A 24,364-nucleotide genomic window follows, 5' to 3' on the forward strand; every position below is an offset into this window, starting at 1 on the left:
GGTTAACCAACTTTCGTTGGCTCTCTGTAAGGGCTTGATTGTATCTATAATTATTCCATTTTTGGTTTAACGACCATTTTTCCATGTCTGGCTACTGTGCAATTGGTCTATAGTGATATGAATTATCCTTTGCAAAACATACTTCGCATCCCACTCCTTTATGTTTACTTACTCCGATTATAAAAAAACACTACTGACAACAGTATGTCAGTAGTGTTTTAACATTTTTTTTGCTTCCTCATGAATCCGATTTCGGAATGATTCAGGCTCCAATACAATCACTCCCGCTCCCCAGCCAAGCACCCATTGTAGCAATTCTTCTAGGTGACGAACGCGTAAAACCACATGCAATCCATCTTGATGCTCTTCCATATACTCTATATAATGATAGTTCGACTCCCTCACTTTATCCACGATGTCATGGTTAAATCGAAGGCGAACTCGCAAGTTCCTATCATCCGGAGGGGTATACTCCCTTAAGTTAAAATGCGCCGGCAGTTCGAATCGTTCTTCCAGGTTGATAAGTTCCGTCATTCGGGACAAGCGGAAGTGGCGAATGTCTTGACGAAGATCACATCGAGCTACGAGCATCCACGATCCTTGAATAAGCACCAATCCATAGGGAGCAACGGTACGAACACTATGGTAATTCCCTTCGGAATCTGCAAGTCTTTTTGCATAATGAAAGTTTATCTTTCGCTCGTCTAATATTGCGCGACGGATCTTTTCTAGATATTTCTTTTCTTTTGAAGGCGTAACCTGTTTATCAGAAATGAGCAAACGCATAGCCTTGAGTACATGAGAAGTTTCATTGCGAACGCTCGTCGGAAGAATGGCCTCGATTTTGCTACGAGCTGCTTGAGCTCTGACACGATAATCATCATCAAATTGTTGTTCGATAAAGTCTGTTCCAATCAGAAGGCTCACGGCTTCAGGTACCGTAAAACTGATAGGAGGCAGGAAATAGCCTTTCATTAAGGAATATCCTGTTCCAGGGGCTCCTATGATTGGCACGCCAGCTTCACTCAGCGCCTGAATGTCGCGGTAGATGGTTCGCACGCTCGTTTCAAACAGGGTTGCCAGATCTTCAGCACGTACAACTTCTTTACGCTGCAACTCCAGCACGACGGCTAACAATCGGTCTGTTTTGTTCATTGGTTGCCCCCCTTGAATGTTTATTACAAAATAATATACCACATCCTAATGGAGAAGATTATTCAGTGACTCTGGAGTTGCCAGACATGGCTGTGTAAACGCATCTATGACGGAATCTCTACAAAATAAGGGCAAGGCTTCTGTTGGAGTTGCGCCGTTAACTGGTCCGAATGTTGAACATAAGTTCAACATAATAGAGTATTAAATTCATATTAGATCAAACACTTTTAATTAAAGTTTTAGATTGATTAGAACGCTTTGTTTTAAATAATTATATTGTTTATCATTGGTATCCAAAAATGCTTCGTCTCTATTTGAAGGAATATCCATATACACTATGTCTTCTCCAAATTGACTAGCTGTAAAATCGTATAAGTTTCCATTAATAAAATTATAAAAATGCCATCCACCTGATAGATTAGTTTTCCTTATTTCCCCACCTAATATATCATTTACTACTAATGCAGTTACACCACATTGTCCATTTGCAGGGTTATCTTTACTCCATTTTGAACTTGATTCTGATGACCAAGATTTAGCTAACGCTTTAATCATTTTTTCTATTTGCTTAGAGTGATTATTTTCCATAAAAACCCCTCATTTCACAGATTATCTTATATAGAATTTCTCCTATTACTGTATACAAATTAAATACTGCTCTTCAACTCTTGCCCCGGTTATTTCACAAAGTTTTTTTATAGACTAAGTCCTGGACAACCTCTGTTTTCAATTTCTTCTGAACCAAAAATCTGATAGAAGTAATGTTTTTCCGGTTTTCCTTACTCTTGACTAGCTCCGTTCGCTCCAAATCTTATTTTTTCTTGAGGTAATTCTTCTATTTTTTCTCCTTTTTCATCAACATAAAACGCACGTAATTGATATGCTCCTGAATGTTTTTCATTAACCCATCCAAAATGCGAGGGCGAAGAAGTATATAGAATTCCACTCTCTGGAACTTTGTAAACAATTTCATTATTTTCTATTTTTAGTGGTTTTGCACCATCCACATTGTAGTGAATAACAACACAACCTTCAAAACCCGAAGGCAATAAATAGGTTTGGTCAACACCTTCTTGATCGACTAAAAACTTATACATTACTCCTAAGAAAATGAGAACTAACACTGCTATTCCAATTTTTGTTTTCAACAATCCTCACCTCCCGATCTGAAAAACGCATTTTTTCGCTACAAATATAACATATTTGCTTCAACTAAAATTCCCCTTTTACACAGTCAGAAATTCAACAAAAAAGGCGTTAATCCTTTTTGAATAACGTACTCATTACTTTAAGTAAATCACTTACAGGAATGTTACCACGAACGTTGCTTAAAAAAGGACTTCCTTTTACGAAAGAAAGTCCCTGAGTGTTTAAGCATTTTACAGTATTTTTCTTTTGATGTTGCTCCTTATACTCATCTAATTTTATTAATGAGCTCTTTATATTGTGTATCTCCGTAGCCTACTGTTGGGAAAAGATCAAACAACCTCTTGATTAATTCTTTTGTAGCTAAATCTTTATTTTTATTAATATATTTTACCACTGCATTATCTTCTTTTAGGAGATCTAAATAGATGTTAATTGCTTGATACATAACCGGGATTAATTCCTTAGTTGGTTTAGTATGATTAACCAACACTTCTTTATATACCGAATAATAATGGCCTAATTTAAGTTCGGCTTGATGAACTTTAAATTCATCCTCTCTAAAACTATTTAAGAACACTTTACCCTCATAACTTGTTTTTTCTAAAAACTTTATCATTTACTCACAAAATGTTATTCCAGTACTACTCCGTTAGTGGAACAAAAAAAGATCGCCGCAGCGACCTCATCTTCTTTGCTCTTGCATACTTGTTATTGAAGAAAATACTATTAGGTGTTTTTCTAAATTGTGTTTTTACCGACTAATATATCCAAATCAACCGTTATGTGAGTCACATTCTTATTTAAAAAAGATGTTACTCTTTCCTCTGTTGTGGACCAAGTTAATGGAGTCATTTGAACTAACCATTCAAGTGAAGATTTATTAAGGTTCATGGTATAACTTAATCTTGAACTTTCTACAAATTGAAAGCTCTCTTTAAATCTTTCCACAGTCTCTGAATTAGAGTAATTTTGTTTTTCAGGTTGATGAAAAAGATGCTCCCTTAACTCTTTTAAATAACCACTTTTAGGCACAATCTTAATGACTAAACCATCTGATTTCAACAATCTATTAAATTCGGCATAATTTGACGGAGATAAGATATTTAGAATAACATCGAACTGTTTATTCTTAAATGGCGTGTTAGCAAGGTCAGCCACAGCCCAAATCTTATTAGAGTAGTTCTTAGAAGCTACTAGAATACCTTCTTTAGAAATATCTATTCCTACTCCTACTACACCTTTGAAAAAGTCAGACTTAACAATATCGCAAATACTAGTGAGATGTGAACCCTCGCCACACCCCGTATCAAGTATAGATATAAATTCTTTTTTCTTACCAGCATGTTCATTTATTATTTTTGCAATAGCATGGCTTAATGGTTTATAAAAGGCACCTTCAGTAATAAGTTTTCTTCGTGCTTCAAAAAGACCTTTGCTGTACTTGGTATTTACTGAGCGAGTTGTCAAGTTCATATATCCTTGCTTGGCAAAATCAAACGTATGATGATTTGAGCAAATTAAACTTTTAAACTCCATAACCTTCATAGAGGAATGACAAATTGGACAAGCAAAAATGGTTTCAACATCGCTCACATATTTTGCACTCTTTATTTTTTTATTCTCTTGTAACAAAGAAGTCACCTCATTCATTCGTTTTTAGATAATGAAAAAGGCATAGACAAATAAACCCTCATCATATTTAAAAAAAAAAATATGAGTTGGATTTGAAAGTAGTCTATACCCATTTCTATCTGTAACGAATGAATTGAATAATCATGGACCTAACTCCTTTTTACATAGATAGGATGAAACCTACAGATACATAATAACGAGTCTTTATCCTATTTGCAAAAACTTTTTATTCGACAACTTACTTGCCCCTGTTGTTAAATAAAAAAAGAGCTTCTGACCTTCTTCTGATCTCCACTCTTGCCCCCGTTATTTGAATAAAAAAGTTTCTATATATTTTTTAAAGTTCCTGATATAAGATCCGGTTACAAATTGACTATATGTTAACATCTTTTCCAATGCTTTTTTTGTATAGAATTTCTTTAGGATTTATAACAATTAGTATTACTGCTACAGCAAAATAAGAAAGCATAACATATACTAAAATGTCTAATAAATCTCCTTTTACCAAAACGAGAGAAAAATTAAAAATTTGGTGCATAACAATAGGTATCATTAGGTTCTTATTTATTTTGTAGAAGAATGTCACAATAATTGAGAAAGATATAATTCCAATCATAAAAAGAACGATGTACTTGATTAATTTCATATCAGTATAACCTGAGGTAAACCATAGTGGAGTGTGCCAACCCCCCCATAAAAAACCTACGATTAGTGCTGAATGCAAAGGAGAGTACTTCTTTTGTAATTCATTTAGAGCATATCCTCTCCAACCTAACTCTTCACCCAAAGGCCCCTGAACTAATTTATCTAAAAAAGTGAGAAACATTATACCCAGACCTGTAAATGATAGAGCTAAAACCTGAGTATCAGTTGTTTTTGATAACAGAAATATTGTCACAGCGATGATAATAACTTGAATGCATACAACGGTGCCAAGAACGGAAAACCTAAGTTTTTGAGCAAATTGCTGTTTTATAAAATCCTTTAACCTTAATCCCGGATAAATTTTTTTAAATAAAATAATAAATGCAAAGGTAGATGACCATGCAGCAATGGTTTGTAAAATGTTTATTACGCTCTCTGGTGCATCTAACATTATGCTTATACCAATGACCATAAAAAACAATAAAAAGATTACATAAGTTAAGACAACAAAACTGAACAATGGACTTTTTGATATCTTTTTCATAATAACCACTCCTTTTTAGTAGTGGCTAAATTATATGTGTATTTAAACTCAAATACTTCAGACTAGGGGCTGAAACTCTACTACATCCTTTGCACTAATTCAAACAACTGCCCCATTAGTTTAAAATCTTAGTTGGTATTCCATTTGAATAAGTAATATAATTAGCTACCAATTCAACCAAATAATCTAATTCTAAAGCAGTATCAACTACAAGCTCTCCCTCTAGGACACCTGTACGCATTTTTGCATAATGCTTCTTGAGATCTTCAATATTAGTAATTAATTGATTAGGTAACGGACTTAATTTTCTCTTATTCAGCCTTTCAGCCCAAATGAAATCTTCGCAAGTACATAAGACCGATTTTAGACTACCCTTATTTTGATGAATCCAACTTTTTAATTGTTCTACGTCATCCAGGTGGTTAAATCCAAAATCTATTACAATATCAACATCGGATACTATTGAAGATTTGAGTAATTTGTATAAGATTTCAAAACAGATATTATTCCTATCTTCGTTGTTTTTTATGTATTTTGAAACCGTATCATATATATAGTCCTTGTGTAAAACTATTATGTTTAACTTTTTGCCTAATGCATTCGCCAATGTAGTTTTCCCAGTTCCTGCTTTTCCCCTAATCAAAATAACATGTGACAACGATCCCTCCAGTACTTTCAGATAAGAATTTAATAATAGTTCATATCTTTATTACCTTATTGATCATTAGTAACTAACATATTGGACGCATCAAATTCCCAATCTTTAGCCATTATTATAAAATTATATTTTCTGCCTCTTATTTCGTTTTCAATTTCTCCTATCTTTCTAAACCCTACTTTCTTATAGACCTTTATTGCTCGTATATTAAAATCAACCACTATTAACTCTAAATGGTTAAATTTAAATAATCCTCTACCCTGTTCAATTATCGCATTCACAAAACTAATTCCATGACCATTTCCCGTCAAATTTGGTTTCATTTGTACACTAACTGCAATGATTTCTTCTCCTTCATCACCCACATCAAAGAACTCGCAATTCCCTACTAATTCATTATCTTCATTTACCACAGAAAATGCCTTATCCGAATCAATACTTTGTTTAAATCCATCAACCTTCTCTTCTTGTATATTGTTATCATAAAAAGAATATATCCCCTCATAAGTCCAAGTAAGAAACTGATTAACATCTTCTTCCGTTCTTTTTCTAATAATAAAACTCATCCTTCTTCATCCCCTAATCTGTCTATGTACTTATATTTATTCTATATCCATATATAAAAATGATCTTCCTTTAAAATGGTTATATATTAAACTTGAGGCGGAAAAAAATGCCTTATGTGTAATCTTACATAAGGCATTTTTAAAGAAAACTATTCTCTATGTTTATATATAATTCGTTCTATACTTTTGATCGAAAGGTGATATTCCTTAGCCAATTGTTCCTTGGTAGCCCCATAATTGTATTTAATATAAATATCATGATTCCTATTTTTGATGGCTTTTCTTGCACCATTTTTTTCTCCCCAAGAAAGCTCATTTCCTTTTTTCCTAGGTATATAGATATAATCTCCATCAACATAGTTTTGAATTAATAATACTAATTCTTTTGGTAAAAAATCATCAGCCTTTTTATATCCCATCTCTGTCCCTGCTTTCTTATAGTTATAGATAAAAAAAGCAAAGACCGCCAAATCATTATACTCACTAATAGCAGCCTTTGCTGCTAGCAAGAGAATATTTTAAAGCTAGTGTATTTTCCCATTACAAACCCCTCCAAATATAGTAATCTCATTTGATAATAACATTTTCAAAATTTTCATTATTTAATCCATCCATCATCTTACTTATATTAAAAATAATTGTTCACTAATATTAATAAAATTCAATAGTATTAGCTATTCTTTCCGCTGCCGATTTTCCAATAATGTTTTCTACAAGATATATTGCCATATTTATACCTGAAGTAACTCCAGCAGAAGTTATGATATTACCATCTTGTACAACTTTAGATTCCTTCACCACACGAATATCGGGGTAGCTATCTTGTAGAATTTTTAATGCTAGATGATGGGTTGTTGCATTCTTGCCATTTAATAATCCTGTTGCACCTAGGATTATCGCTCCTGTACAAACCGAGCAGATGTATTCAATGTTTTTATGTTTAAATATCCATTCTTGGACTTTTTTATTCTTAACCATAGATTGTATAGCCCTTACAGGTCCACCAGGAATAATTAGGATATCTAATTCCGGGTGGTTATCAATCCTATAATCAGACTCTATTTTTATTCCTGAATGAGTTTTAATTGGTAATTCATTTTCTGTTATTGTACAAACGTGAAATGGTCTTGTAGGTAACAACTCTTTTTTGTATAAGGTTAATAGTTGCTCAGGCTTACTATTCGAAGTTAATGACAAAACTTCTGCCGGACCAGAAAAGTCTAGAATATCAACATAATCATAGAGGAAAATCCCTACTTTTCTTTTTTTCATTTTTATCCCCTTACCGTACATCGTCTTTATTTGTTAATACTATTTTAGGAAGGCTGTTGTTTTCTTTCTTTTTTCTTCCGATTAAAATAGCCACTAAAATAAATCCATACCCTATAGTATCTATCATGAAATTACCTCTATCACCAAAGTTATTAATCGTTAGCCCAATTAAAAAAGCACCAATAAAAATAAATGGAATAACAAAGAAAAACCTCAAATTGTTCAAGCCTTCCTTATATATTATTAATAAACTAACAACCTTCTACTCTTAATCAAATCGCAAGAAACATAAATTTTTTTGGTTATTAACTATTTTCATAATCCTTCAATACGTCTTTTTAAAGGTTGAAGATCCCCCTTACGACCATATTCTATAATTCTTAAGTATTGCCCCCAAACACGTTTACGCCCTATTTCAGAACTATACCAATTATCCCTCGCTACTGTGATATCGCTAAATTTTGCATCAAATGAATATTTAATAAATTCAAGATGTCTAGGTAGGTGTTGTACCAAGGTTCGATACTGACTTCCTGCAGCATAGCTCTTACAAATAAAGAGGACCTTATTTATTGTTTCGAAGTTAAAGACTTCTTTCGCAAAAAGAACATTCTCTAAAGTATTAGAGGATTTATCTTCAAAAATAATATCCCTTTCTGAGATTCCTGCCTCAACCAGATGGCTTATTATTTCTCTTGACTCATATAAATTCATCTTTGAATTATAGCCACCAGTTACGATAAGCTTGTTTCCTAAGCCTTTGTTATATGCTTGAATTGCTTTTTCCCAATGTCCTGAATGTGTCCCCGCAAAAACAAATAGAATATCACAAGGAGATGGTTGTTTTTCCTCAAGAAAAACAATATTTGTTAGTTCCCTAATTTGTTCAGCTGTAAATTGAGGTGTTTCTGGCTCCTTCGAAATCAATTGACGTCCTCCATTTCAGTCAAGGGTTTTACCATTTCCTAACAATATTCTCCACTGTTTAGCTACATTCCTCCTCCCATTAAACTAATTCGTTATATAAATAACAAAAGGCAATGGAGGTGTAGCGCTCTTCAGCTGATAGTTATTTGTTAAAACTTTACTCCCTAATAGCAACAATGTTTTAGAAAAGAACCGAACAATAAGATAGATAAGTGGATTATTTTTTTGTTTTTGTATTTGCTTTTCAGCCCCCCAAAAAACAACACGCTTTCTCAGCGTGTTTAAGAATTTTTATCATTATTTTTAAAACCCAAAACGGCGATTACAAACATTCCAAAGCTGATCATCAGAGATAACACTTCAAAAGTATTCACTTATATATCGCCTCCTTAGTTTTCATCCTTCCCAACTCTAAACTTGTCCTATACAAAGGAAATATTTTTTTGTTATGTATAACACCTTTTTTTAATAAGATTAAGATCAAACACAATAAGCGACGATATTATTCCGATTTGAATAATATCGTCGCTTACTTTTTCCACGTTCACACCTATATTTAAGTTTAACCATATTATTTATTATTTATCTACATATCGCTTGGATAAGCATCATAAAACTGATGAAATAAATATGTTAAGTAAGAGCTTAGTTCAAATTGATCTTTTATAATAAAATCAGACAACTTTAATTGATTTTCTCTCGACATAATCATTTCCTCCTATTAACATCTTTATTTCTATAATTTCCAAACTTTCATTCTTTTAAACATAAATATTAATAAAATGGGAGAATTGACTGATTATGCTCAGATGCTCTTCGCTTATTATGTAATCTTATTCATATCTCTTTGTGTCTGTAATTATCTTCAGCAATCACCATTACTAACTTCTGATAATATAATAAAATCCTTCTTACTAAATGATTCTTACTTCAATAAAAAAAGCCGCCAAAATGGCAGCAAGAACTTCTATTTTTCCCGTTTATTGATGAAGGGGATTAGCATTCCAGATATTCATTATTCCACCTAAACATCAACCGTATTCAAGAAAAAAAGTCCTATACAATTATCATCTTACCATTATTATAGTGAAGCGAATAGATCCCTTCTCCCTTCAAAAGAACTGGTAAATATTGAGAAACTTTATCCGCAATTCCAAAGTTATCAGGGTCTAATACCCAATCAATTGATTTCCAATCTAATATACCTTCTCTTGTTTTTTTAGAAGTTTCAAACTTTAGATTATTATTCACCTCATAAAGATAAACATATATTCCATCAAGTTCACCATTAGAAGATTTCCAACTTACAGTACCTTTGGAAAAATAGTTATCTACTATAATGCCTGTTTCCTCAAATACTTCACGTAATGCACCTTCATCTGGAGATTCATCTTTCTCAATTTTTCCTCCTACCCCATTCCAAACACCCATAATTGGAGGTTTTTCTCGGTTAAGCATTAATATATCATTATTATTTTTTATAAAACATACTGTATACTTAAACAATATAAATTAATGCCTCCGTTATTTTATTTTTATAATCCTATCGAAGATGATCTCGGTTATAAAGAAAAAACATCCTAATCTGCTTCATCTAAAACACTCTCATTTGCTATAGCTGCCTTTTTTTAAGAGAAAGAATCTGTTATTAAAAAAAGAAGTAATTATATTATTTATTAGGTAAAATAGATTAAAATAAAAATGGGGTGAAAAATTATCAGTACAAAATCAGCCAAATTAAAAAAAACGCCTTTACATTTTGACAGTTGGTTTAACGATCGTTTATTGTATTGTTCGTATTATTTGGTTAGGAGGACTTTTCACAAGAAAACTAGTTGTATATTCAACTTTCCTACAAACTGATTTTACAATAGGGACATTATATCTAGATTATATTTTATTAATTTCTGCAGGAGTACTATCAACAATATACTTTAAGAAACAAGCATATACATTAACTTTATATGGGATCTTTGTTTTATCCCTATTTCTTATTTTCCCCAGATTATTAGCAGGCTCTACATTTTATGAAATAAAAGATCATCATCTTAATCATGATTATATTATCGAAAGACATGATAGCAATTTAGGTAACGATAAAACGGAATTAGTTGTTTTTGTTTATAAAGAAATTCTCCCTTTGGTTTATGTAAATCAAGGAAGATATCATAAAATTGTTTCAACTAAAAGTGAAACATACTCTGATTTTTGGAAATTAAATTATGTAGTTAACAAGGATGGTAATTATCTAACCTTTAAGGGTTTTCTTATACCCTTGAAATAGATGAAAGCCACTAAGGTGATTTACATCTATTCATATAGGTATAATCGTTAATGACCTTATTTTATTTTCGAATAAAAACATGTGTCAGTCAGCTTACTACCATCTGCGGACAAATCATCATTCCTTAAAGTACCTTCTAACACAAAACCAAGGTTTTCTGGGATAGAACGACTTTTAAAATTGGTAGATTCACATCTTATTTCAATTCTTTTAAATTTGATGTAATTTAAACCAAGGTTAGTTAATTCCTTCACTGCTTCTGTCATGTATCCATTTCCACTAAACCTGGTATTAATCCAATATCCTATTTCACATTTAGGAATCTTCCATTCAATACTCTGAAGGCTCGTTGTTCCAATAAAGTCATTGCTATCTTTATGAAAGATAAGATACCGAAAGCTGTCTCTTTTAAGGAAATTTATATGAGCATTTCTCAAGTTAATCTCTGTTTCCTCAACACTAGGAAGCTCTTGGGCAAATGGTAACCAAGCTCTCAATTCATGAATGGAATCTCTAATTGCTTCGTTTACAATGTGCCCGTCTCCAGTTTGATAGGGTGCACGGAGAATTAGTCTTTCAGTTTTTAATTGTAACGGAACATCCAATAATATTGGAATCACTTGATTCACCTCTTAGAATTTTTCATTTAATAGCTAATAAAAAAATCTTACCTCCAAGAAAACATTCTTGAGGACGAGAGTGAGTTATAGCATAAAATCTAAATAGATAATGATTTACTTGAAACGATGACTTTCCCATAGTCTATTAACCTTAACTAATTCCTGTCCATTAAACTCCATCCTGTAAATATCAGGTTTAGATGTATTATGTAAAAAGGTCAAATCATAGCTTAAATCATAGTCTCCCATCATTAATGTCATGACTAATCCGTGAGTGCAAATTACTACTTTTTTTCCTATATAAGTATTTAATATTTCTTTTAAAACTTTTACAACTCTTTTTTGACACTCGGCATTCGTTTCTCCTCCCTTTAAAGAGAAATTCGGATCCACATATGATTTTTCCAATAAAGGAAAGAGTTCACTATCAGAGATTCGCTCGTTTTCAGCTGTAAAAATTCGTTCCTTTAAATCTTCAATTATTATAACTTCTTGTCCTATTTGTTTAGCTAACGGCTCAACCGTTAAAATTGATCGAGAGTATGGACTGGAGATAACAGTGTTAATCCCTTCATCCTTTAAAACTTCGGCTATTCTTTGCGCGTCTAATTTCCCTTTTTCAGTTAAGGCCCTCGTTCTTTCATTTCCTTCTTTTGGCGAATCCCCGTGTCTCACCATATAAATGAAAGTTCTCAAATAGGATCCCTCCGATATATTTTGAAAATGTATTCATTCCTCATAAATCTTTACTTCTATTCAATAAAAACCTAGTTCTAACTCTTAATTAAATCTGATATTATTTCAGAGCTTCCCGGCATTAATAATATTAGCGAAGTAACAATAAATAGGGTGCCAAAAACAACGAAGAAGATAACTATTTTTATTGGACGAGAAACATTTTTGTTAAGCGCTCCAACTATCAGAAATACAACACCTATAAGGAGTAATAATATATAATAAAAGCCCATGATACACCTCAATTTTTATCAACTAATTAGCTTTTTCATGTTTTTCCTTAGCACTGGCAAAAGCCTAAATGATTAATCATGCTAATAATTAAAATTAACTAATATTGATTTCCTTTCTTTGATTGACTTCATTAATTGCTTGAAGGAGCAATTTATTATCAAAATCAGGAAAGAGTGTATCTGTAAACCACCATTCAGATTTGGATGATTGCCATAATAAAAAATTGCTCATTCTCTTTTCCCCTCCAGTACGAATCACTATATCTGGCTCTGGCTGCCCTTTTGTATATAAGTAATTTTCAATTAAGTCTCCAGTAATGTCATTATCCGTTATTTTAGAATTGTTTATATCATTTATCAAGGACTTGATAGCAGATAAAATTTCACTTCTTCCGCCATAATTTAAAGCGAAATTAACAATTAATTTACTATTATTTGATGTTTGGTCAACAGCTTTTTTTACTGCTTCTCTAGTATGTGTGGGTAAGCCATTTATATCACCTAAAACACAGATTCTTATATCATTCTGTATAAACTTAGGCAATTTTTCATTTAAATAAATTACGGGTAAGTCCATTAGATACTTTACTTCTTCTTCTGGTCTTGTCCAATTTTCAGAAGAAAATGCATATAAGGTTAAGATTTTTACCCCTAATTCTAATGAGGCATTAATAATATTTTCCATTGTTTTAGAGCCAGCAAAATGCCCCTGACTTCTTGTCAAACCTCTTTTTTCTCCCCATCTACCATTCCCATCCATCATAATTGCAATATGTGTTGGAACATTTTGCATAATTGACGCTCCTTTTCGTTCATGTTATGTCAAAAAAGTCATATACAATTAATCATATAACTACTAAAAAATAATATATTTATATATAATCTTCCGCTTTTTCCACTTTAAAAAGTCCACTTTCATTTAAAAATTGATTAAGTAAATGAAGATGTCCTGCTCCGTATAAAACAAAAATTCTATCAGCATCAGACTCAACTAGTTCAACTATGTTTTTATATATGAGCAAATTTCTATAATACCAATATTTAGCTGTCCACATCGCACCTACTGGATTACTTTTATCTCCTACTAGAGCAAGATTCATATAAAATCTTTGGTTTTCTCTAATAAAATCATCATGATTAAAATATAATAAGTAATCTCTAATTGTATGGCTTTTTAAAAATTCCTCCATATTTATTGCTAAGTCTTGCATTCTTCTTACAGCTTGATTGTATTTTTCCGATTTATGTTCCTTAGTCCATATATCTAAGTCAGGTACTTCAGGAACAGAACCATTCCAATCAACACAAAATACTTCCTTGTGATTCATTTCCTTAGCCAATCGAAAACCGATTTGATGACATTCATTCCTCGTTAATTCGTACTTCCCCATTAGAAAGTTTTTATAAGTTTCGTTTATATGATCACTATCTTCTGATAGGATTTCTAGCGCAACCTTTGTTGGCTCGAACTTCCTTAAGGAGTCTACCACTCCTTTTATTTCTATCTGCCTTTTTTCGCTGAAAATATCTCCCGTATTTATTTTAACCAAATCTCCATTATTGTCGGGATTACTTAAATGGGCAGTTCCAAGAACAAGAATACTTGGCTTTCTCATATTTTCCCCTCCACTTCACTCATTAAATAAGAGATTCGACATAATTCCACATTTACCCTTTTATTGCTCTCCTATATCTAACCAATTCTTCCAGAATACGACCGTATAAAAAAATCCCTTCAACTTATTTTGAAGGGGTTTTTGCTTGTCTAACAGATTCATCTCATTATTCATTAAAGTTAATTTAACAAAACATACTCTAATATATCCCAATAAATAAGAACCATTTTTCACAAAGCATGATTAAGTTTTTTTCACCATTCTTAAATCGTTATGTAATCTGTATTAATAAATAGAATATAACTATGAAAATAAGTATGCTATCGAAACAAAAATAGATTGGAAGATAATTAGTTAATCTGAGTTATTTAATTATGATAAGAGCACGAATAATTTCATTCCAATAGTGCTTAAAATCCTTTTTGTCTTTGTTCTAGAAATGCTAATTTAAATATGTACAATCGTGCTTGAATAAAGATGTACAAAATTGATTGCTCATTACATACTAATCTTGGGGTGATTAGTATGTACATGGCGCTAAATGTTGAAACCAATTTTGAGATTACTAGTCTTTCAGACTTACCAAAATTTAAACAACTAATGGAGCATTTAAAAATGAAAATCAATAAGAGTAAATTAGCCGAAGAGTTAGGTGTAGATCGTAGGACGATTGACAAATACCTAAAGGGTTTTGTGCCGAAACGAAAACGAGAAAAACCATCCAAAATAGATGAATATTATGAGATTATTGCAGCTCTCCTATCCGAGGATTCTAAACAAGTTTTCTATTACCGACGCGTACTATGGCAGTATTTAAAAGATAATCATGGGTTACAATGTTCAGACTCTGCATTTCGTGCTTATATTGCACGTACTCCAGAATTTAAAGCTTATTTTGAGGAAGATAAACGGATTGCCTCTCCTAAAGGAGTGGTTCGATATGAAACACCACCAGGAAAACAAGCCCAGTTGGATTGGAAAGAAAGTATCCTATTTGAAACAAAGGATGGGGAACAAGTAGAGGTGAATGTAGCAGTTCTTCTTCTCTCCTATTCACGATTCCGTGCTTTTCATTTAAGTGTCTCAAAATCTCAACGTGTGCTTCTATCCTTTCTAACGGAGGCATTTGAAGCATTTGGGGGAGTACCAGATGAAATTGTGACGGATAACATGAAAACCGTAATGGATGAAGCACGAACAGAGTATTCTGCTGGAAAAGTAAACCCTAAGTTCGATCAATTTGCGAAGGATTTTGGCTTTAAGGTGAGACCATGTATAGCAGGTCGACCACGAACAAAAGGAAAAGTAGAAACAACGATGAAGCTACTGGACGAAATCCATGCTTATCAGGGACAACTAACCCTCGAAGAGTTACATCAGTTTGTGCAAGATTTATGTAATCGGATAAACCATGAAATGCATCAAGGTACGGGGAAGATTCCTATTTTTGAATTTAGAAAAGAAAAGAACCTCTTACACCAGCTACCAACTGAGAAAGTAAGAGATTCTTATCGCATCAAACATACGCTTGTCAAAATCAATGCCTCAAACATGATTTCCTACAAATCCAATCAATACTCGGTACCGGCAAAGTACCGAGGAAAAAAAGTAGGCTTACAAGTGTATGATGATCAATTATGGATTTATTATAACACAGAGCTGATCGCCCAACACCCTATTAGCAACAAGAAGTTAAATTATCAGGAAGCTCATTATCAAGAAGCACTGGGTGTATCAATGCCACGTTTTCCAGATATAGATGATTTGGCCAAACGAAATTTAGCGGCGATTGGAGAGGTGTATAAATAATGAATCCAATGACAACAAATTACCAGCAACTCGTACAAAATTTAGAGTATTTAAAGATGAAGCAAATGACTTTACATTTAAACGAGGTCATCGATTTCAGCGTAAATAATCAAATGTCGTTTATTGATACACTTATCAAATTAACGAATTATGAGATTGATGTACGTGAGCAAAATATGATTCAATCGATGGTCAAAGTGGGGGCATTTCCGCATTTTAAAGAAATAAAGGATTTTGATTTTAGTTTTCAAACGTCAGTCAATCAGCAACAGATTTTAGACTTTTTAACGCTTCGCTTTATTGAAAAGAATGAGAATATCGTTTTTCTAGGTCCAAGTGGCGTGGGGAAAACCCATTTGGCCACTTCCATCGGAATTACGGCAGCAAAGAAACGAACTAGTACATATTTTATAAAGTGTCATGACCTCATTCAAAATCTAAAGAGAGCACGCCTAGAAAATCGATTAGAAGCCCGTTTAAAGCATTATACAAAATACAAGCTGCTTATAATTGATGAAATAGGTTATTTACCTATTGATGCCGAAGATGCGAAGCTCTTTTTCCAGCTCATAGACATGCGTTATGAAAAACGAAGTACCATATTGACAACGAATGTGAACTTTAAATCATGGGATGAAATCTTTCAAGAGCCGAAGTTAGCAAACGCGATTCTAGATCGAATTTTACACCACGCGACTGTCGTTACAATCGTGGGAGAATCTTATCGTTTAAAGAATCATTTAGCGAAAGAAAATGAGTAATTTTGTACATTCTTATACAAGCGAAAGTGTACATATTTGTGTTGACATTTATATTGTTCTTTTGGTCTAGATTTTTTTGTTCATTCTTATCCACTTTATTGCTACTCATTACTACACCCCTTTTCCTTTCTAGGTAGTTTTATATGTTGTTGTTTGATTTTTTCTATTTTATAATTAACTTACAAATCAATACAGCTGAACATTACGATCAGATCAATCGTAATTATCGATTATATTGGAGTGAGAAAAATAGAAATTAAACAGCTTATCACATTTAAAACGGCTGCGGAAAATTTAAATTTTACCTATACAGCTAAAATCTTAAACTTTGCTCAATCAAGCGTTACTGCTCAAATAAAAGCGCTTGAAAATGAACTTGAAACTCCTTTATTTGAGCGCTTAGGGAAGCGCTTAGTCCTTACAGAGCAAGGTAAAGAGTTTAAAATATATGCAGATAAAATGATTCAACTGACGAATGAGGCGAAAAACGCTATAAGCGGAGTTGAGGAACCGGCAGGTACACTTATCATTGGAGCTTCTGAGAGCCAATGTACATATAGACTGCCTCCAATATTGAAGGAATTTAAGGAGCAATTTCCAAAGGTAAAAATTATCTTTAAACCGATTTACTTACAAGAGCAAACGAAGGCTCAATTACTTGATGGTACTCTGGATATTGCATTTACAATGGAGCCTATTCAACATCAAGATTCAAACTTAAAAGCACAAAGTCTGGTTGAAGAAAAATTAACAATTGTTGCTTCTCCCCAGCACCATTTAGCTAATAAACCTGAAATTCATTTAGAAGATCTTGAGCATGAGACTCTTTTATTAACTGAATCAGGGTGTTCATATAGAGTGATACTAGAAAATTTGTTTCGACAATCTGGAATCTGTGCATCGAATAAATTTGAATTTGTAAGTGTAGAAGCAATTAAACAATGTATCATTTTAGACTTAGGTATTGCAGTATTACCTGAGATGGTAGTAAAAGCAGAGATTGAGAAAGGGATATTAAAAGAATTAGTTTGTCATCAGGTTACGACACCTGTTCATACACAAATGGTTTGGCATAAAGATAAATATATGTCTCTAACTTTACAATCTTTTATTCAATTAACTTGCAATACCTTTGGTTTAAATTAATTTCTAACAACAATCAGTATATTCCTAGAGTTTTTGTTCTAACTCACGTTTCTGACCCAAGTGATGATGGAAATGCATGAATACAAGATCATACCACTCCCTTGCGTTTAGCCAACCAAAACCCCCATGTTTAACTTTAAAATTTGAATTGATACTATCTACTTGTGGTTCCCATAGTTTTAATCTCTGCTTTACCTGATCTAGTCGCCACATAAGACTTTCTTGACTATCAGAATTGCTTGGTGGAGTATTTAATTCGTCAGGTAACTTGATTTTAATTTTTGGGAACCCACCCATTTTATATAATTGCTCACCAAATTCCGTTTTCCCAAGTTTCTGCTCTTCTTTTTCTCTAGTACAAGTCTCCACATTGTCAAGGTATTCATGTGCAACAAGGATTATATGATCATACATCTGACCTATAGACCAAACATCTTCAGCCGATTTATATCTTAATTGTTCCAATGAATAGTTTTGAAGATCGCTTTTGTATTCATCAATCACTCTTAGATTACTCATTTCTATCTCCCCTTTATCACTGTTATGCACATTCATATCTTTCATCAGTAAACATTGTTTCTGAACCATTCGTTGTTTAACAATAGATTTAACCTCCTTTCCTAAATCAATCCATCCCTCTAATGATTTTATAGTAAATTAAAAATTTTCCATCCACAACTGGTCTTTAGAAGAAATTTCGATTCTATTTGCTGAGTACCACTAAAACCTTGCTATCCATTAAACTATTCCAATCTTCTTAGCTAGTAAGCATAAAATTAATATATGCCCTCTCTCTAAAAAAATAGCCTTGCTATACATAAATTTCACAATTATAATAACCTACCATTCCTTCAAAGAATAAATAACACCTCCAATTATGATCCTTTCACACTTAACAGTTTGGATTAGAAATCCTTCCCTACAAAATAGGCTATTAGTGAAAAACAAAAAAGGCTCTACTCCGTTATGAAGTAAAGCCCTTGCTACAAACAATTCATTCTCTTAATCAATAGGAAAGTATGAAACAATTTAAGAAGTAAAAATCAACTTATGATACAAGGTATCATTTCATTATATTTCCCCTTGTTTAACCCGTTTAATTAACTCATCAAGCCAATAAATCGTATGCTCTGCTTTAGTCGAAACATAGCCCAACATAAATTCTGAAAACTTTTCTTGAGCTTTGTCTACCTCTACTTTCTCTTCGTACCCACTAACTTCTTCCCAACGTTGCTTTATATTTGTTAATTTTTTTTCTAATATTTCTACTGCCTTCTGACGTTCCACATATTTGATGTTAGCTAAACCTACCACCATATCACTAATTGAATCCGCATTTTCAAACAACTTGTAAATCATTTTCGGTAGTTCTTCCTGACCTTTAGCCGTAATCGCAAATACTTGTTTATCAGGGCGATTCTCTTCTTTGATGATTTCGATCGATTCAATTAATCCTTTTTTTGCTAAGGAATCAAAATGGTAGTACAGTTTACTTTCTGTTAATCCAGCTAATCTATCCAATGGTATAGGCTCTGAAATCTGTTTTTTTAATTTATAAGGATAATTATTATCCTCCATTAGTTTACTCAATATAAAAATTTGAATGGACATTCTCTTATCTCCTTTAAGAAGAATTACATTCTTATTGTAGCAAATCTAAGCGGTAACTTCAGTTTCATTCTTTACACTTTCCATTTTATCCTCTGATACCGAGTTCTCTACTGGTACTGGTTTATGGATAAAAGCAACTATCGCGATATTAATTAGAATGGCAACCCCGCCAACAGCAATCAATGGCCAAATAAAATGACTCGGACTAATGCTTCCATATAGTTTAGCAAAGTAAGCCTGTACTGAATAATACATTGGTGAGATGTGGCTCATCCATTCATAAGGTTTATACATCATTTCACGTGACATCGTTGCACCATTTGCAAGTGTTTGAATCAATAAAATTGGTAAATTTAAAATCATACCACCTTCACCAACTAAGAAAATTAAAATGGCGGTGAAATTGAAGCATACCATATAATTTAATATTTGTTGTCCTACTATACTTAAGAACTTGCTAGCACTTGGATCATTAATTATATAGGCTATTCCCGTAGCGGCAAGTGATGCAACAACTGCAATGAGTAATGCTGTCAATTGGACATAAATGAATAATCGTGTTTTACTTGCCTTTCTACGGTTCTCTTTAAATGCTCCTACTAGCTGCATTGCTCCAATCATTGCACCTGTATATCCAGCCATTGTTAAAAACATTGGTAGCATATTATTATTCATACCATTTGGCACTTCATTAATTGAAACTACATTACCGACATAAGCTGTTTCAATCTTTTTTGCTAATTCGCTTGCTTGCTCTTTTGGTACATTAAAATTCATTAATACCCCTTGAGCTGTTTGTTGCGAAAACTGAGTACTTAACTGGTTATTAATTTCCGTGACGACTGATTTCATCGTACTGGAAATCGTTGTTGCACCAGCTTCGTTAATTGTAAAGTCAATACTTGATGATGTTTCTCCTTTTTGCATATCCTCTGAGAATGTTTTTGGAATGTGTACAACTAGTGCTAACTCATTTTTTTCTAAATCCTTTAATGCCTGTTTATTCGCTACATCCGTCTCAATATTCTTAAACGGTAAATTCTTTTCTAGCTGGTCAGCAATCTTTGCCCCATATTCACCTGCATCATCATTGACAATAGCAATCGGTAATTTATCAACATTTCCGGGAATTGCTGCATATCCAGGTAAAAAGATGCCCAGCATTGCAACGGCATAGAAAATCCCCATAAATATGGCAGCAATCGCACCTCTTGTTTTTAAAAACTGAGTAAATTTCATATTTTTGCATCCTTTCTAAAAGATATGTGTACAATTAAGATACTTTAAATTTATTACTTTTATAAAAGTACTTTAATTAGAGTATTTACTCATTCTATTCCACTCTTTTAATAAAGTCAACAATAATAAACAACTTTCCGCTTTTTTGCAAAAGGCGAAAATACCTATTAAAATCTCTGCAAAAAAAAAGCATTAATCCATCTTATGATTAATGCCCTCACCGATTACGTAATTCTTTTCACACGAACATACAATTTTAACTATTGTACAAAGGTTAACATCAATCAAAGTAGATTTTCATTCCATTAAGGTAACGACTTTTTAGAAAGCTAGTTCTATTATAAAGTTTGACTAGTACCTACCTTAGTAGATGATTGTCCCTTCACCCGTTTTAATGTCGCTACTATTAGAAAGCTAACAATGACTAATAAGAGCCATGAACTCACTTTGCCAAGATGGACAAGACTCCATGCATCGGTTTGGTTGGGATATTCCCAAGCACCAAAGAATGTTGCAATATTTTCGGCTACCCAAATAAAAAATCCGATAAGCACAAAGGAAAGTGCGAGTGGCATACGGTAACGAGTTCCATTTACCTCATATATGACCCATGATCGCCAAAAGACGATAATCACAAGTCCTGATAACCACCAACGAACATCAATCCAATAATGGTGAATATAGAAATTCAAATAAATCGCAGCAGCAAGAGGCACAACCACTAAAAATGGTGGCCACTTAATCAATTCAACCTTTAGTCTTCTCCACGCTTGGCATAGATAACTCGCTACACTCGCATACATAAATCCACTATACAAAGGCACTCCAAATATTTTAGAATACCCTTCCTCTGGATAAGACCAAGAGCCCATATGTACCTTGAACAATTCAAGCGCTAGACCAATGAGATGAAATAAGGTAATGACCTTTAATTCATCTCGTGTTTCAAGTCTAGAACGCACCATCAACCATTGCATCAACAGACAGATGAGAAGCAACCAGTCATACCGTGGTAAGAAGGGAAGTGGGATCATTTTTGTAACAGCCAATGAGGCAAAGATAACAACGGGAAACAAACATGATAAGGCCTGCTCCCACCCAAAATGAATAAGCTGTTTTAAAGCTCTAAAATTTTTGCTCCTCCATGATTCCATGATTAAATTCATGAATATATCCCCTTTATAAATTTGTTCGATTGTCATACAAAAAAAGAAATTTACTACTTATTGTCCTTTGTATCATCATCACTGCGATATTCTAAAATATCCCCAGGTTGGCATTCTAAAGCTTTACAAATGCCCTCTAATGTAGATAGTCGAATCGCTTTTGCCTTTCCATTTTTTAATATAGAAAGGTTGGCCATTGTGATTCCTACCTTCTCTGAAAGTTCTGTTACGCTCATTTTACGTTTTGCCAGCATCACATCAATATTGATTATAATCGCCATGTTATTCACCTCAGACCGTTAAATCATTTTCTGTTTTTATATCAATTGCCTCTTTCAAGAGCCTTTGAAGAACAGCGGCAAAGATGGCAATAACCATCGAAGCAAAAGGAACTACCAAACCAATAAAAACAACACCTGGTGCGTCATCTTTATCCGCAAAAAGATAGAAAAGCGGTAAGGCGAACACATGCAAGCAACTAATGATGATGGCACAGTACTTGATTTTCTTTAAGGCTGTTACAGAAATTTCAGCGAAAGCCTTATTCTTGTCAATATAGATTAAAAGCTTAAATGCCTGATAAAGAGCAAAATAAAAAGGTATCGTTGAACCATAGAAAATAATAAAAACGAGATATTTTATAAAAGCAAACTTCGGTAACAATTGCTCTGCAATATTTCCAATCTCAGGAACCAAAAAGATGCACATAACAAGAATAGGAATTCCTATAAGAATAACTGCTATCTTTAAAAAGAGCGTTGACACTTGTTTCATATAAAAAGCACCTCACCTATATATTGTTTAATTAATTTATCACAGTATTTATCGTTTTACAATAAATTAATATTGTTTTTTATAATATTTTTATTGATAATTATCACTTTATCTTTAAACAAAAAGCATTCTTCACTGGTTTGAAAATTTACGCTAATATTATTTCCAAATTCATCCAACAGAACATATATTCGTGATACAATATTATTAAAGCTTTAACTAGGAGGATAATATGAAGTTAAAGAATATTAATATTGAAGAAAGAATGAAACATTATAAGGTGCAAGGTTTAAGTATTGTGTTAATTGAAAACTGTCAAATTAACGGAGTAGAAAATTATGGTTTTCTTGAGGCAAATACCGATAGGAAGGTAAATGAGAATTCTATTTTTAGTGCTTGTTCGATTAGTAAATTTTTAACCGGAATGATGATATTAAAGCTAATTGAGGAAGGCCTTCTTGATTTAGATGAAGATGTAAATGAAAGACTTGAAACGTGGAAAGTGCCCGATAATGAATTTACAAAAAATAAACTTGTTACATTAAGAAACCTGCTTAGTCATCAAGCTGGAATCAAGGACCCTGAAGGTAGTTTTTTTGAACGAATTTCAGATATAGGCACTCCTTCAATGGTTGAATTGCTAGAGGGAAAAACACCATATTGTAAGGTTCCAATTGAAGTACAGTACGAGCCAGAGAGTGAATTCCAGTACTCTGATGCAGGCTATTGTATTATTCAGCAACTAATAGAAGATGTAACGAAAAAACCGTTTTATCAAGTGGTTAATGAGTTCATATTTAAGCCATTGGGTATGGAAAGTAGCTATTTAAATCCAACGATGTTAGAGATAGTAAAAAAGAAATTTTCTTGTGGTCATAATAAAAATGGTGAATTGGTAGATGGAAAATATCCTATTTACCCTTATCCAACAGCTTCAGGATTATGGACGACTTCATTAGATTTAGCTGCATTAGTCCTTGAGCTAATGAATGCTTTAAAAGGAAAAAGTAAAATTGGAATTTTAAAAAGTTTAGCTAAAGAAATGATAACTTCTCAAAGAGGAAGAAGCTGGGCTGGATTAGGTGTATTTCTAGAGGGTTCCGAAAAAGAATTAGAAATTACATCTATGGGTTGGGGAGTAGGTTTTCAGTGTATGATGGTGGCATATCCATACTTAGAAAAAGCTGCCGTTATTATGACGAATACAGAATTAGGCGTTCATCAATTGGAAGGGATTATTGGGGAGATATATAAATCTCTTCTACCATAAAAAATGTTGCTTTAGGGGGAAGAAATATGCAGATAGCTTTAGCGAATCCAATGCATATATCTGAGGTTGTAACTTTTTTTAACAAAAATTTAGACTGCAATAACAACGCAGTTTATTCTGAAGAGTTTTTATGTCCTCTTGGAATTAAAGCAGCTATAAAAAGAAAGCAAATGATCGTAGCAACAGTGGAAGGTCAAGTAGTGGGAGCCTTTCGGTTTTACCGAAAAAAGACACAAAATACGATATCTTTATATCAATTTGCAATAAGTAAGGAGTATCGTGGTCAGGGGTTATTAAAAAGGATGTTAAAAACGATAAATGATTTACCTATCATTGCTTTTTGCCCAACTGTTTCGGAATTCAATGACTATTTTCACAAGACGGATTGGGAACTACAACAACAAAGTGAAATGTTTAATGTTTGGGTTTATAATGTTTGATCAAAGCATTTGCTAAAACACACTTTTATTTGATTTTTTATTTCAGCTTTTCTCTTACAGAACCGAACAAGTTACACTACAAAGATATGCCTTTTCTAATAAAAAACTAAGG

28 protein-coding genes and 1 pseudogene are annotated in these 24,364 nt (G+C 32.9%); 6 read left to right on the forward strand and 23 right to left on the reverse strand.

Annotation, left to right across the window (positions count from 1 at the left end; translation table 11 throughout):
• Nucleotides 1-207 precede the first annotated feature (207 nt).
• From MHI39_RS21575 to MHI39_RS21635, 13 genes and pseudogenes are all read right to left on the reverse strand, one after another.
• The gene (locus MHI39_RS21575) at nt 208-1,155 is read right to left on the reverse strand and encodes a YafY family protein (RefSeq protein ID WP_342540175.1); all 948 of its coding nucleotides are present in this window, start codon (nt 1,153-1,155) and stop codon (nt 208-210) included.
• Between the two features lie 231 nt (nt 1,156-1,386).
• Nucleotides 1,387-1,743 (reverse strand): hypothetical protein, encoded by a 357-nt coding sequence (locus MHI39_RS21580; protein ID WP_342540176.1) that lies wholly within the window; start codon nt 1,741-1,743, stop codon nt 1,387-1,389.
• 191 nt (nt 1,744-1,934) lie between these two features.
• Nucleotides 1,935-2,306: a hypothetical protein gene (locus MHI39_RS21585; RefSeq protein ID WP_342540178.1), complete on the reverse strand. Its 372-nt coding sequence runs from the start codon at nt 2,304-2,306 to the stop codon at nt 1,935-1,937.
• A 263-nt stretch (nt 2,307-2,569) separates the two neighbouring features.
• Nucleotides 2,570-2,920: pseudogene (locus MHI39_RS21590) on the reverse strand (AraC family transcriptional regulator); the annotation flags it as partial.
• A gap of 122 nt (nt 2,921-3,042) precedes the next feature.
• Nucleotides 3,043-3,936, reverse strand: a complete 894-nt coding sequence (locus MHI39_RS21595) for a putative RNA methyltransferase (protein ID WP_257233897.1) — start codon at nt 3,934-3,936, stop codon at nt 3,043-3,045.
• Between the two features lie 373 nt (nt 3,937-4,309).
• A complete protein-coding gene (locus MHI39_RS21600) occupies nt 4,310-5,125 on the reverse strand; it encodes a type II CAAX endopeptidase family protein (protein ID WP_342540180.1) in 816 nt (271 codons plus the stop codon).
• A gap of 115 nt (nt 5,126-5,240) precedes the next feature.
• Nucleotides 5,241-5,783 carry an ATP-binding protein gene (locus MHI39_RS21605; RefSeq protein WP_259547721.1) on the reverse strand — a complete coding sequence of 181 codons (543 nt, stop codon included), beginning with the start codon at nt 5,781-5,783 and terminating at the stop codon, nt 5,241-5,243.
• A 56-nt stretch (nt 5,784-5,839) separates the two neighbouring features.
• Nucleotides 5,840-6,349 carry a GNAT family protein gene (locus tag MHI39_RS21610; protein WP_342540182.1) on the reverse strand — a complete coding sequence of 170 codons (510 nt, stop codon included), beginning with the start codon at nt 6,347-6,349 and terminating at the stop codon, nt 5,840-5,842.
• Between the two features lie 149 nt (nt 6,350-6,498).
• Nucleotides 6,499-6,768 (reverse strand): CD3324 family protein, encoded by a 270-nt coding sequence (locus MHI39_RS21615; protein ID WP_342540183.1) that lies wholly within the window; start codon nt 6,766-6,768, stop codon nt 6,499-6,501.
• 232 nt (nt 6,769-7,000) lie between these two features.
• Entirely contained in the window at nt 7,001-7,621 is a 621-nt protein-coding gene (locus MHI39_RS21620) for a DJ-1/PfpI family protein (RefSeq protein ID WP_342540185.1), read from the reverse strand.
• A 10-nt stretch (nt 7,622-7,631) separates the two neighbouring features.
• Complete coding sequence (locus MHI39_RS21625; protein WP_342540186.1) at nt 7,632-7,838, reverse strand: serine kinase; 207 nt, start codon at nt 7,836-7,838, stop codon at nt 7,632-7,634.
• Between the two features lie 98 nt (nt 7,839-7,936).
• Nucleotides 7,937-8,548, reverse strand: a complete 612-nt coding sequence (locus MHI39_RS21630) for a YdcF family protein (RefSeq protein ID WP_342540188.1) — start codon at nt 8,546-8,548, stop codon at nt 7,937-7,939.
• A 1,056-nt stretch (nt 8,549-9,604) separates the two neighbouring features.
• Nucleotides 9,605-10,006, reverse strand: a complete 402-nt coding sequence (locus MHI39_RS21635) for an NUDIX domain-containing protein (RefSeq protein ID WP_342541474.1) — start codon at nt 10,004-10,006, stop codon at nt 9,605-9,607.
• Between the two features lie 301 nt (nt 10,007-10,307).
• Here MHI39_RS21635 and MHI39_RS21640 point away from each other — a divergent pair, with 301 nt between their 5' ends.
• Nucleotides 10,308-10,832: a hypothetical protein gene (locus tag MHI39_RS21640; protein ID WP_342540189.1), complete on the forward strand. Its 525-nt coding sequence runs from the start codon at nt 10,308-10,310 to the stop codon at nt 10,830-10,832.
• A 56-nt stretch (nt 10,833-10,888) separates the two neighbouring features.
• Here the strand turns inward: MHI39_RS21640 and MHI39_RS21645 are convergent, their stop codons facing one another.
• The 4 genes from MHI39_RS21645 to MHI39_RS21660 all read right to left on the reverse strand — a co-directional run bounded on the left by MHI39_RS21645 (nt 10,889) and on the right by MHI39_RS21660 (nt 14,036).
• Nucleotides 10,889-11,452: a GNAT family N-acetyltransferase gene (locus MHI39_RS21645; protein WP_342540190.1), complete on the reverse strand. Its 564-nt coding sequence runs from the start codon at nt 11,450-11,452 to the stop codon at nt 10,889-10,891.
• A 114-nt stretch (nt 11,453-11,566) separates the two neighbouring features.
• Nucleotides 11,567-12,148: a histidine phosphatase family protein gene (locus MHI39_RS21650; RefSeq protein ID WP_342540191.1), complete on the reverse strand. Its 582-nt coding sequence runs from the start codon at nt 12,146-12,148 to the stop codon at nt 11,567-11,569.
• Between the two features lie 366 nt (nt 12,149-12,514).
• On the reverse strand, nt 12,515-13,213 hold the full coding sequence (locus MHI39_RS21655; RefSeq protein ID WP_342540193.1) for an isoprenyl transferase: 699 nt from the start codon (nt 13,211-13,213) through the stop codon (nt 12,515-12,517).
• Between the two features lie 79 nt (nt 13,214-13,292).
• Entirely contained in the window at nt 13,293-14,036 is a 744-nt protein-coding gene (locus tag MHI39_RS21660; RefSeq protein WP_342540195.1) for a DUF5694 domain-containing protein, read from the reverse strand.
• A gap of 525 nt (nt 14,037-14,561) precedes the next feature.
• On the opposite strand from MHI39_RS21660, the gene istA reads away from it, so the two are divergent.
• The 3 genes from istA (at nt 14,562) to MHI39_RS21675 (ending at nt 17,752) form a co-directional block, all read left to right on the forward strand.
• Nucleotides 14,562-15,845: an IS21 family transposase gene (gene istA, locus MHI39_RS21665; RefSeq protein ID WP_342540197.1), complete on the forward strand. Its 1,284-nt coding sequence runs from the start codon at nt 14,562-14,564 to the stop codon at nt 15,843-15,845.
• 8 nt (nt 15,846-15,853) lie between these two features.
• Nucleotides 15,854-16,606: an IS21-like element helper ATPase IstB gene (gene istB / locus MHI39_RS21670; protein WP_342541475.1), complete on the forward strand. Its 753-nt coding sequence runs from the start codon at nt 15,854-15,856 to the stop codon at nt 16,604-16,606.
• A gap of 249 nt (nt 16,607-16,855) precedes the next feature.
• Complete coding sequence (locus MHI39_RS21675) at nt 16,856-17,752, forward strand: LysR family transcriptional regulator (RefSeq protein WP_280616369.1); 897 nt, start codon at nt 16,856-16,858, stop codon at nt 17,750-17,752.
• 24 nt (nt 17,753-17,776) lie between these two features.
• Here the strand turns inward: MHI39_RS21675 and MHI39_RS21680 are convergent, their stop codons facing one another.
• From MHI39_RS21680 to MHI39_RS21705, 6 genes are all read right to left on the reverse strand, one after another.
• Nucleotides 17,777-18,271 carry a DinB family protein gene (locus tag MHI39_RS21680; RefSeq protein WP_342540199.1) on the reverse strand — a complete coding sequence of 165 codons (495 nt, stop codon included), beginning with the start codon at nt 18,269-18,271 and terminating at the stop codon, nt 17,777-17,779.
• 552 nt (nt 18,272-18,823) lie between these two features.
• On the reverse strand, nt 18,824-19,363 hold the full coding sequence (locus tag MHI39_RS21685; RefSeq protein WP_342540201.1) for a helix-turn-helix transcriptional regulator: 540 nt from the start codon (nt 19,361-19,363) through the stop codon (nt 18,824-18,826).
• Between the two features lie 45 nt (nt 19,364-19,408).
• Nucleotides 19,409-20,602 carry an ABC transporter permease gene (locus tag MHI39_RS21690; RefSeq protein ID WP_058006166.1) on the reverse strand — a complete coding sequence of 398 codons (1,194 nt, stop codon included), beginning with the start codon at nt 20,600-20,602 and terminating at the stop codon, nt 19,409-19,411.
• Nucleotides 20,603-20,940: 338 nt separating this feature from the next.
• Nucleotides 20,941-21,768 carry a DUF817 domain-containing protein gene (locus MHI39_RS21695; RefSeq protein ID WP_342540203.1) on the reverse strand — a complete coding sequence of 276 codons (828 nt, stop codon included), beginning with the start codon at nt 21,766-21,768 and terminating at the stop codon, nt 20,941-20,943.
• Nucleotides 21,769-21,821: 53 nt separating this feature from the next.
• Complete coding sequence (locus MHI39_RS21700; protein ID WP_058006168.1) at nt 21,822-22,049, reverse strand: helix-turn-helix transcriptional regulator; 228 nt, start codon at nt 22,047-22,049, stop codon at nt 21,822-21,824.
• 10 nt (nt 22,050-22,059) lie between these two features.
• Nucleotides 22,060-22,542 carry a DUF2975 domain-containing protein gene (locus MHI39_RS21705; protein WP_342540206.1) on the reverse strand — a complete coding sequence of 161 codons (483 nt, stop codon included), beginning with the start codon at nt 22,540-22,542 and terminating at the stop codon, nt 22,060-22,062.
• 232 nt (nt 22,543-22,774) lie between these two features.
• Between MHI39_RS21705 and MHI39_RS21710 the strand changes: the two genes are divergently transcribed.
• Together MHI39_RS21710 and MHI39_RS21715 are read left to right on the forward strand one after the other, a co-directional pair.
• Nucleotides 22,775-23,812, forward strand: coding sequence for a serine hydrolase domain-containing protein (locus MHI39_RS21710; RefSeq protein WP_216385131.1), 1,038 nt, complete (start codon nt 22,775-22,777; stop codon nt 23,810-23,812).
• 26 nt (nt 23,813-23,838) lie between these two features.
• Nucleotides 23,839-24,252, forward strand: coding sequence for a GNAT family N-acetyltransferase (locus tag MHI39_RS21715; RefSeq protein ID WP_078111279.1), 414 nt, complete (start codon nt 23,839-23,841; stop codon nt 24,250-24,252).
• The last annotated feature ends 112 nt before the right edge of the window (nt 24,253-24,364 follow it).

Source organism: Heyndrickxia sp. FSL K6-6286, assembly GCF_038630395.1.
GTDB lineage: Bacteria > Bacillota > Bacilli > Bacillales > Bacillaceae_C > Heyndrickxia > Heyndrickxia oleronia.

Coding starts and splice junctions, on each gene's coding strand:
- MHI39_RS21575 (WP_342540175.1), bottom strand. CDS start 1,155: ATGAACAAAACAGACCGATTGTTAGCCGTCGTGCTGGAGTTGCAGCGT.
- MHI39_RS21580 (WP_342540176.1), bottom strand. CDS start 1,743: ATGGAAAATAATCACTCTAAGCAAATAGAAAAAATGATTAAAGCGTTA.
- MHI39_RS21600 (WP_342540180.1), bottom strand. CDS start 5,125: ATGAAAAAGATATCAAAAAGTCCATTGTTCAGTTTTGTTGTCTTAACT.
- MHI39_RS21610 (WP_342540182.1), bottom strand. CDS start 6,349: ATGAGTTTTATTATTAGAAAAAGAACGGAAGAAGATGTTAATCAGTTT.
- MHI39_RS21615 (WP_342540183.1), bottom strand. CDS start 6,768: ATGGGATATAAAAAGGCTGATGATTTTTTACCAAAAGAATTAGTATTA.
- MHI39_RS21620 (WP_342540185.1), bottom strand. CDS start 7,621: ATGAAAAAAAGAAAAGTAGGGATTTTCCTCTATGATTATGTTGATATT.
- MHI39_RS21635 (WP_342541474.1), bottom strand. CDS start 10,006: ATGCTTAACCGAGAAAAACCTCCAATTATGGGTGTTTGGAATGGGGTA.
- MHI39_RS21655 (WP_342540193.1), bottom strand. CDS start 13,213: ATGCAAAATGTTCCAACACATATTGCAATTATGATGGATGGGAATGGT.
- MHI39_RS21660 (WP_342540195.1), bottom strand. CDS start 14,036: ATGAGAAAGCCAAGTATTCTTGTTCTTGGAACTGCCCATTTAAGTAAT.
- istA (WP_342540197.1), top strand. CDS start 14,562: ATGTACATGGCGCTAAATGTTGAAACCAATTTTGAGATTACTAGTCTT.
- istB (WP_342541475.1), top strand. CDS start 15,854: ATGACAACAAATTACCAGCAACTCGTACAAAATTTAGAGTATTTAAAG.
- MHI39_RS21680 (WP_342540199.1), bottom strand. CDS start 18,271: ATGAGTAATCTAAGAGTGATTGATGAATACAAAAGCGATCTTCAAAAC.
- MHI39_RS21685 (WP_342540201.1), bottom strand. CDS start 19,363: ATGTCCATTCAAATTTTTATATTGAGTAAACTAATGGAGGATAATAAT.
- MHI39_RS21690 (WP_058006166.1), bottom strand. CDS start 20,602: ATGAAATTTACTCAGTTTTTAAAAACAAGAGGTGCGATTGCTGCCATA.
- MHI39_RS21695 (WP_342540203.1), bottom strand. CDS start 21,768: ATGAATTTAATCATGGAATCATGGAGGAGCAAAAATTTTAGAGCTTTA.
- MHI39_RS21700 (WP_058006168.1), bottom strand. CDS start 22,049: ATGGCGATTATAATCAATATTGATGTGATGCTGGCAAAACGTAAAATG.
- MHI39_RS21705 (WP_342540206.1), bottom strand. CDS start 22,542: ATGAAACAAGTGTCAACGCTCTTTTTAAAGATAGCAGTTATTCTTATA.
- MHI39_RS21710 (WP_216385131.1), top strand. CDS start 22,775: ATGAAGTTAAAGAATATTAATATTGAAGAAAGAATGAAACATTATAAG.
- MHI39_RS21715 (WP_078111279.1), top strand. CDS start 23,839: ATGCAGATAGCTTTAGCGAATCCAATGCATATATCTGAGGTTGTAACT.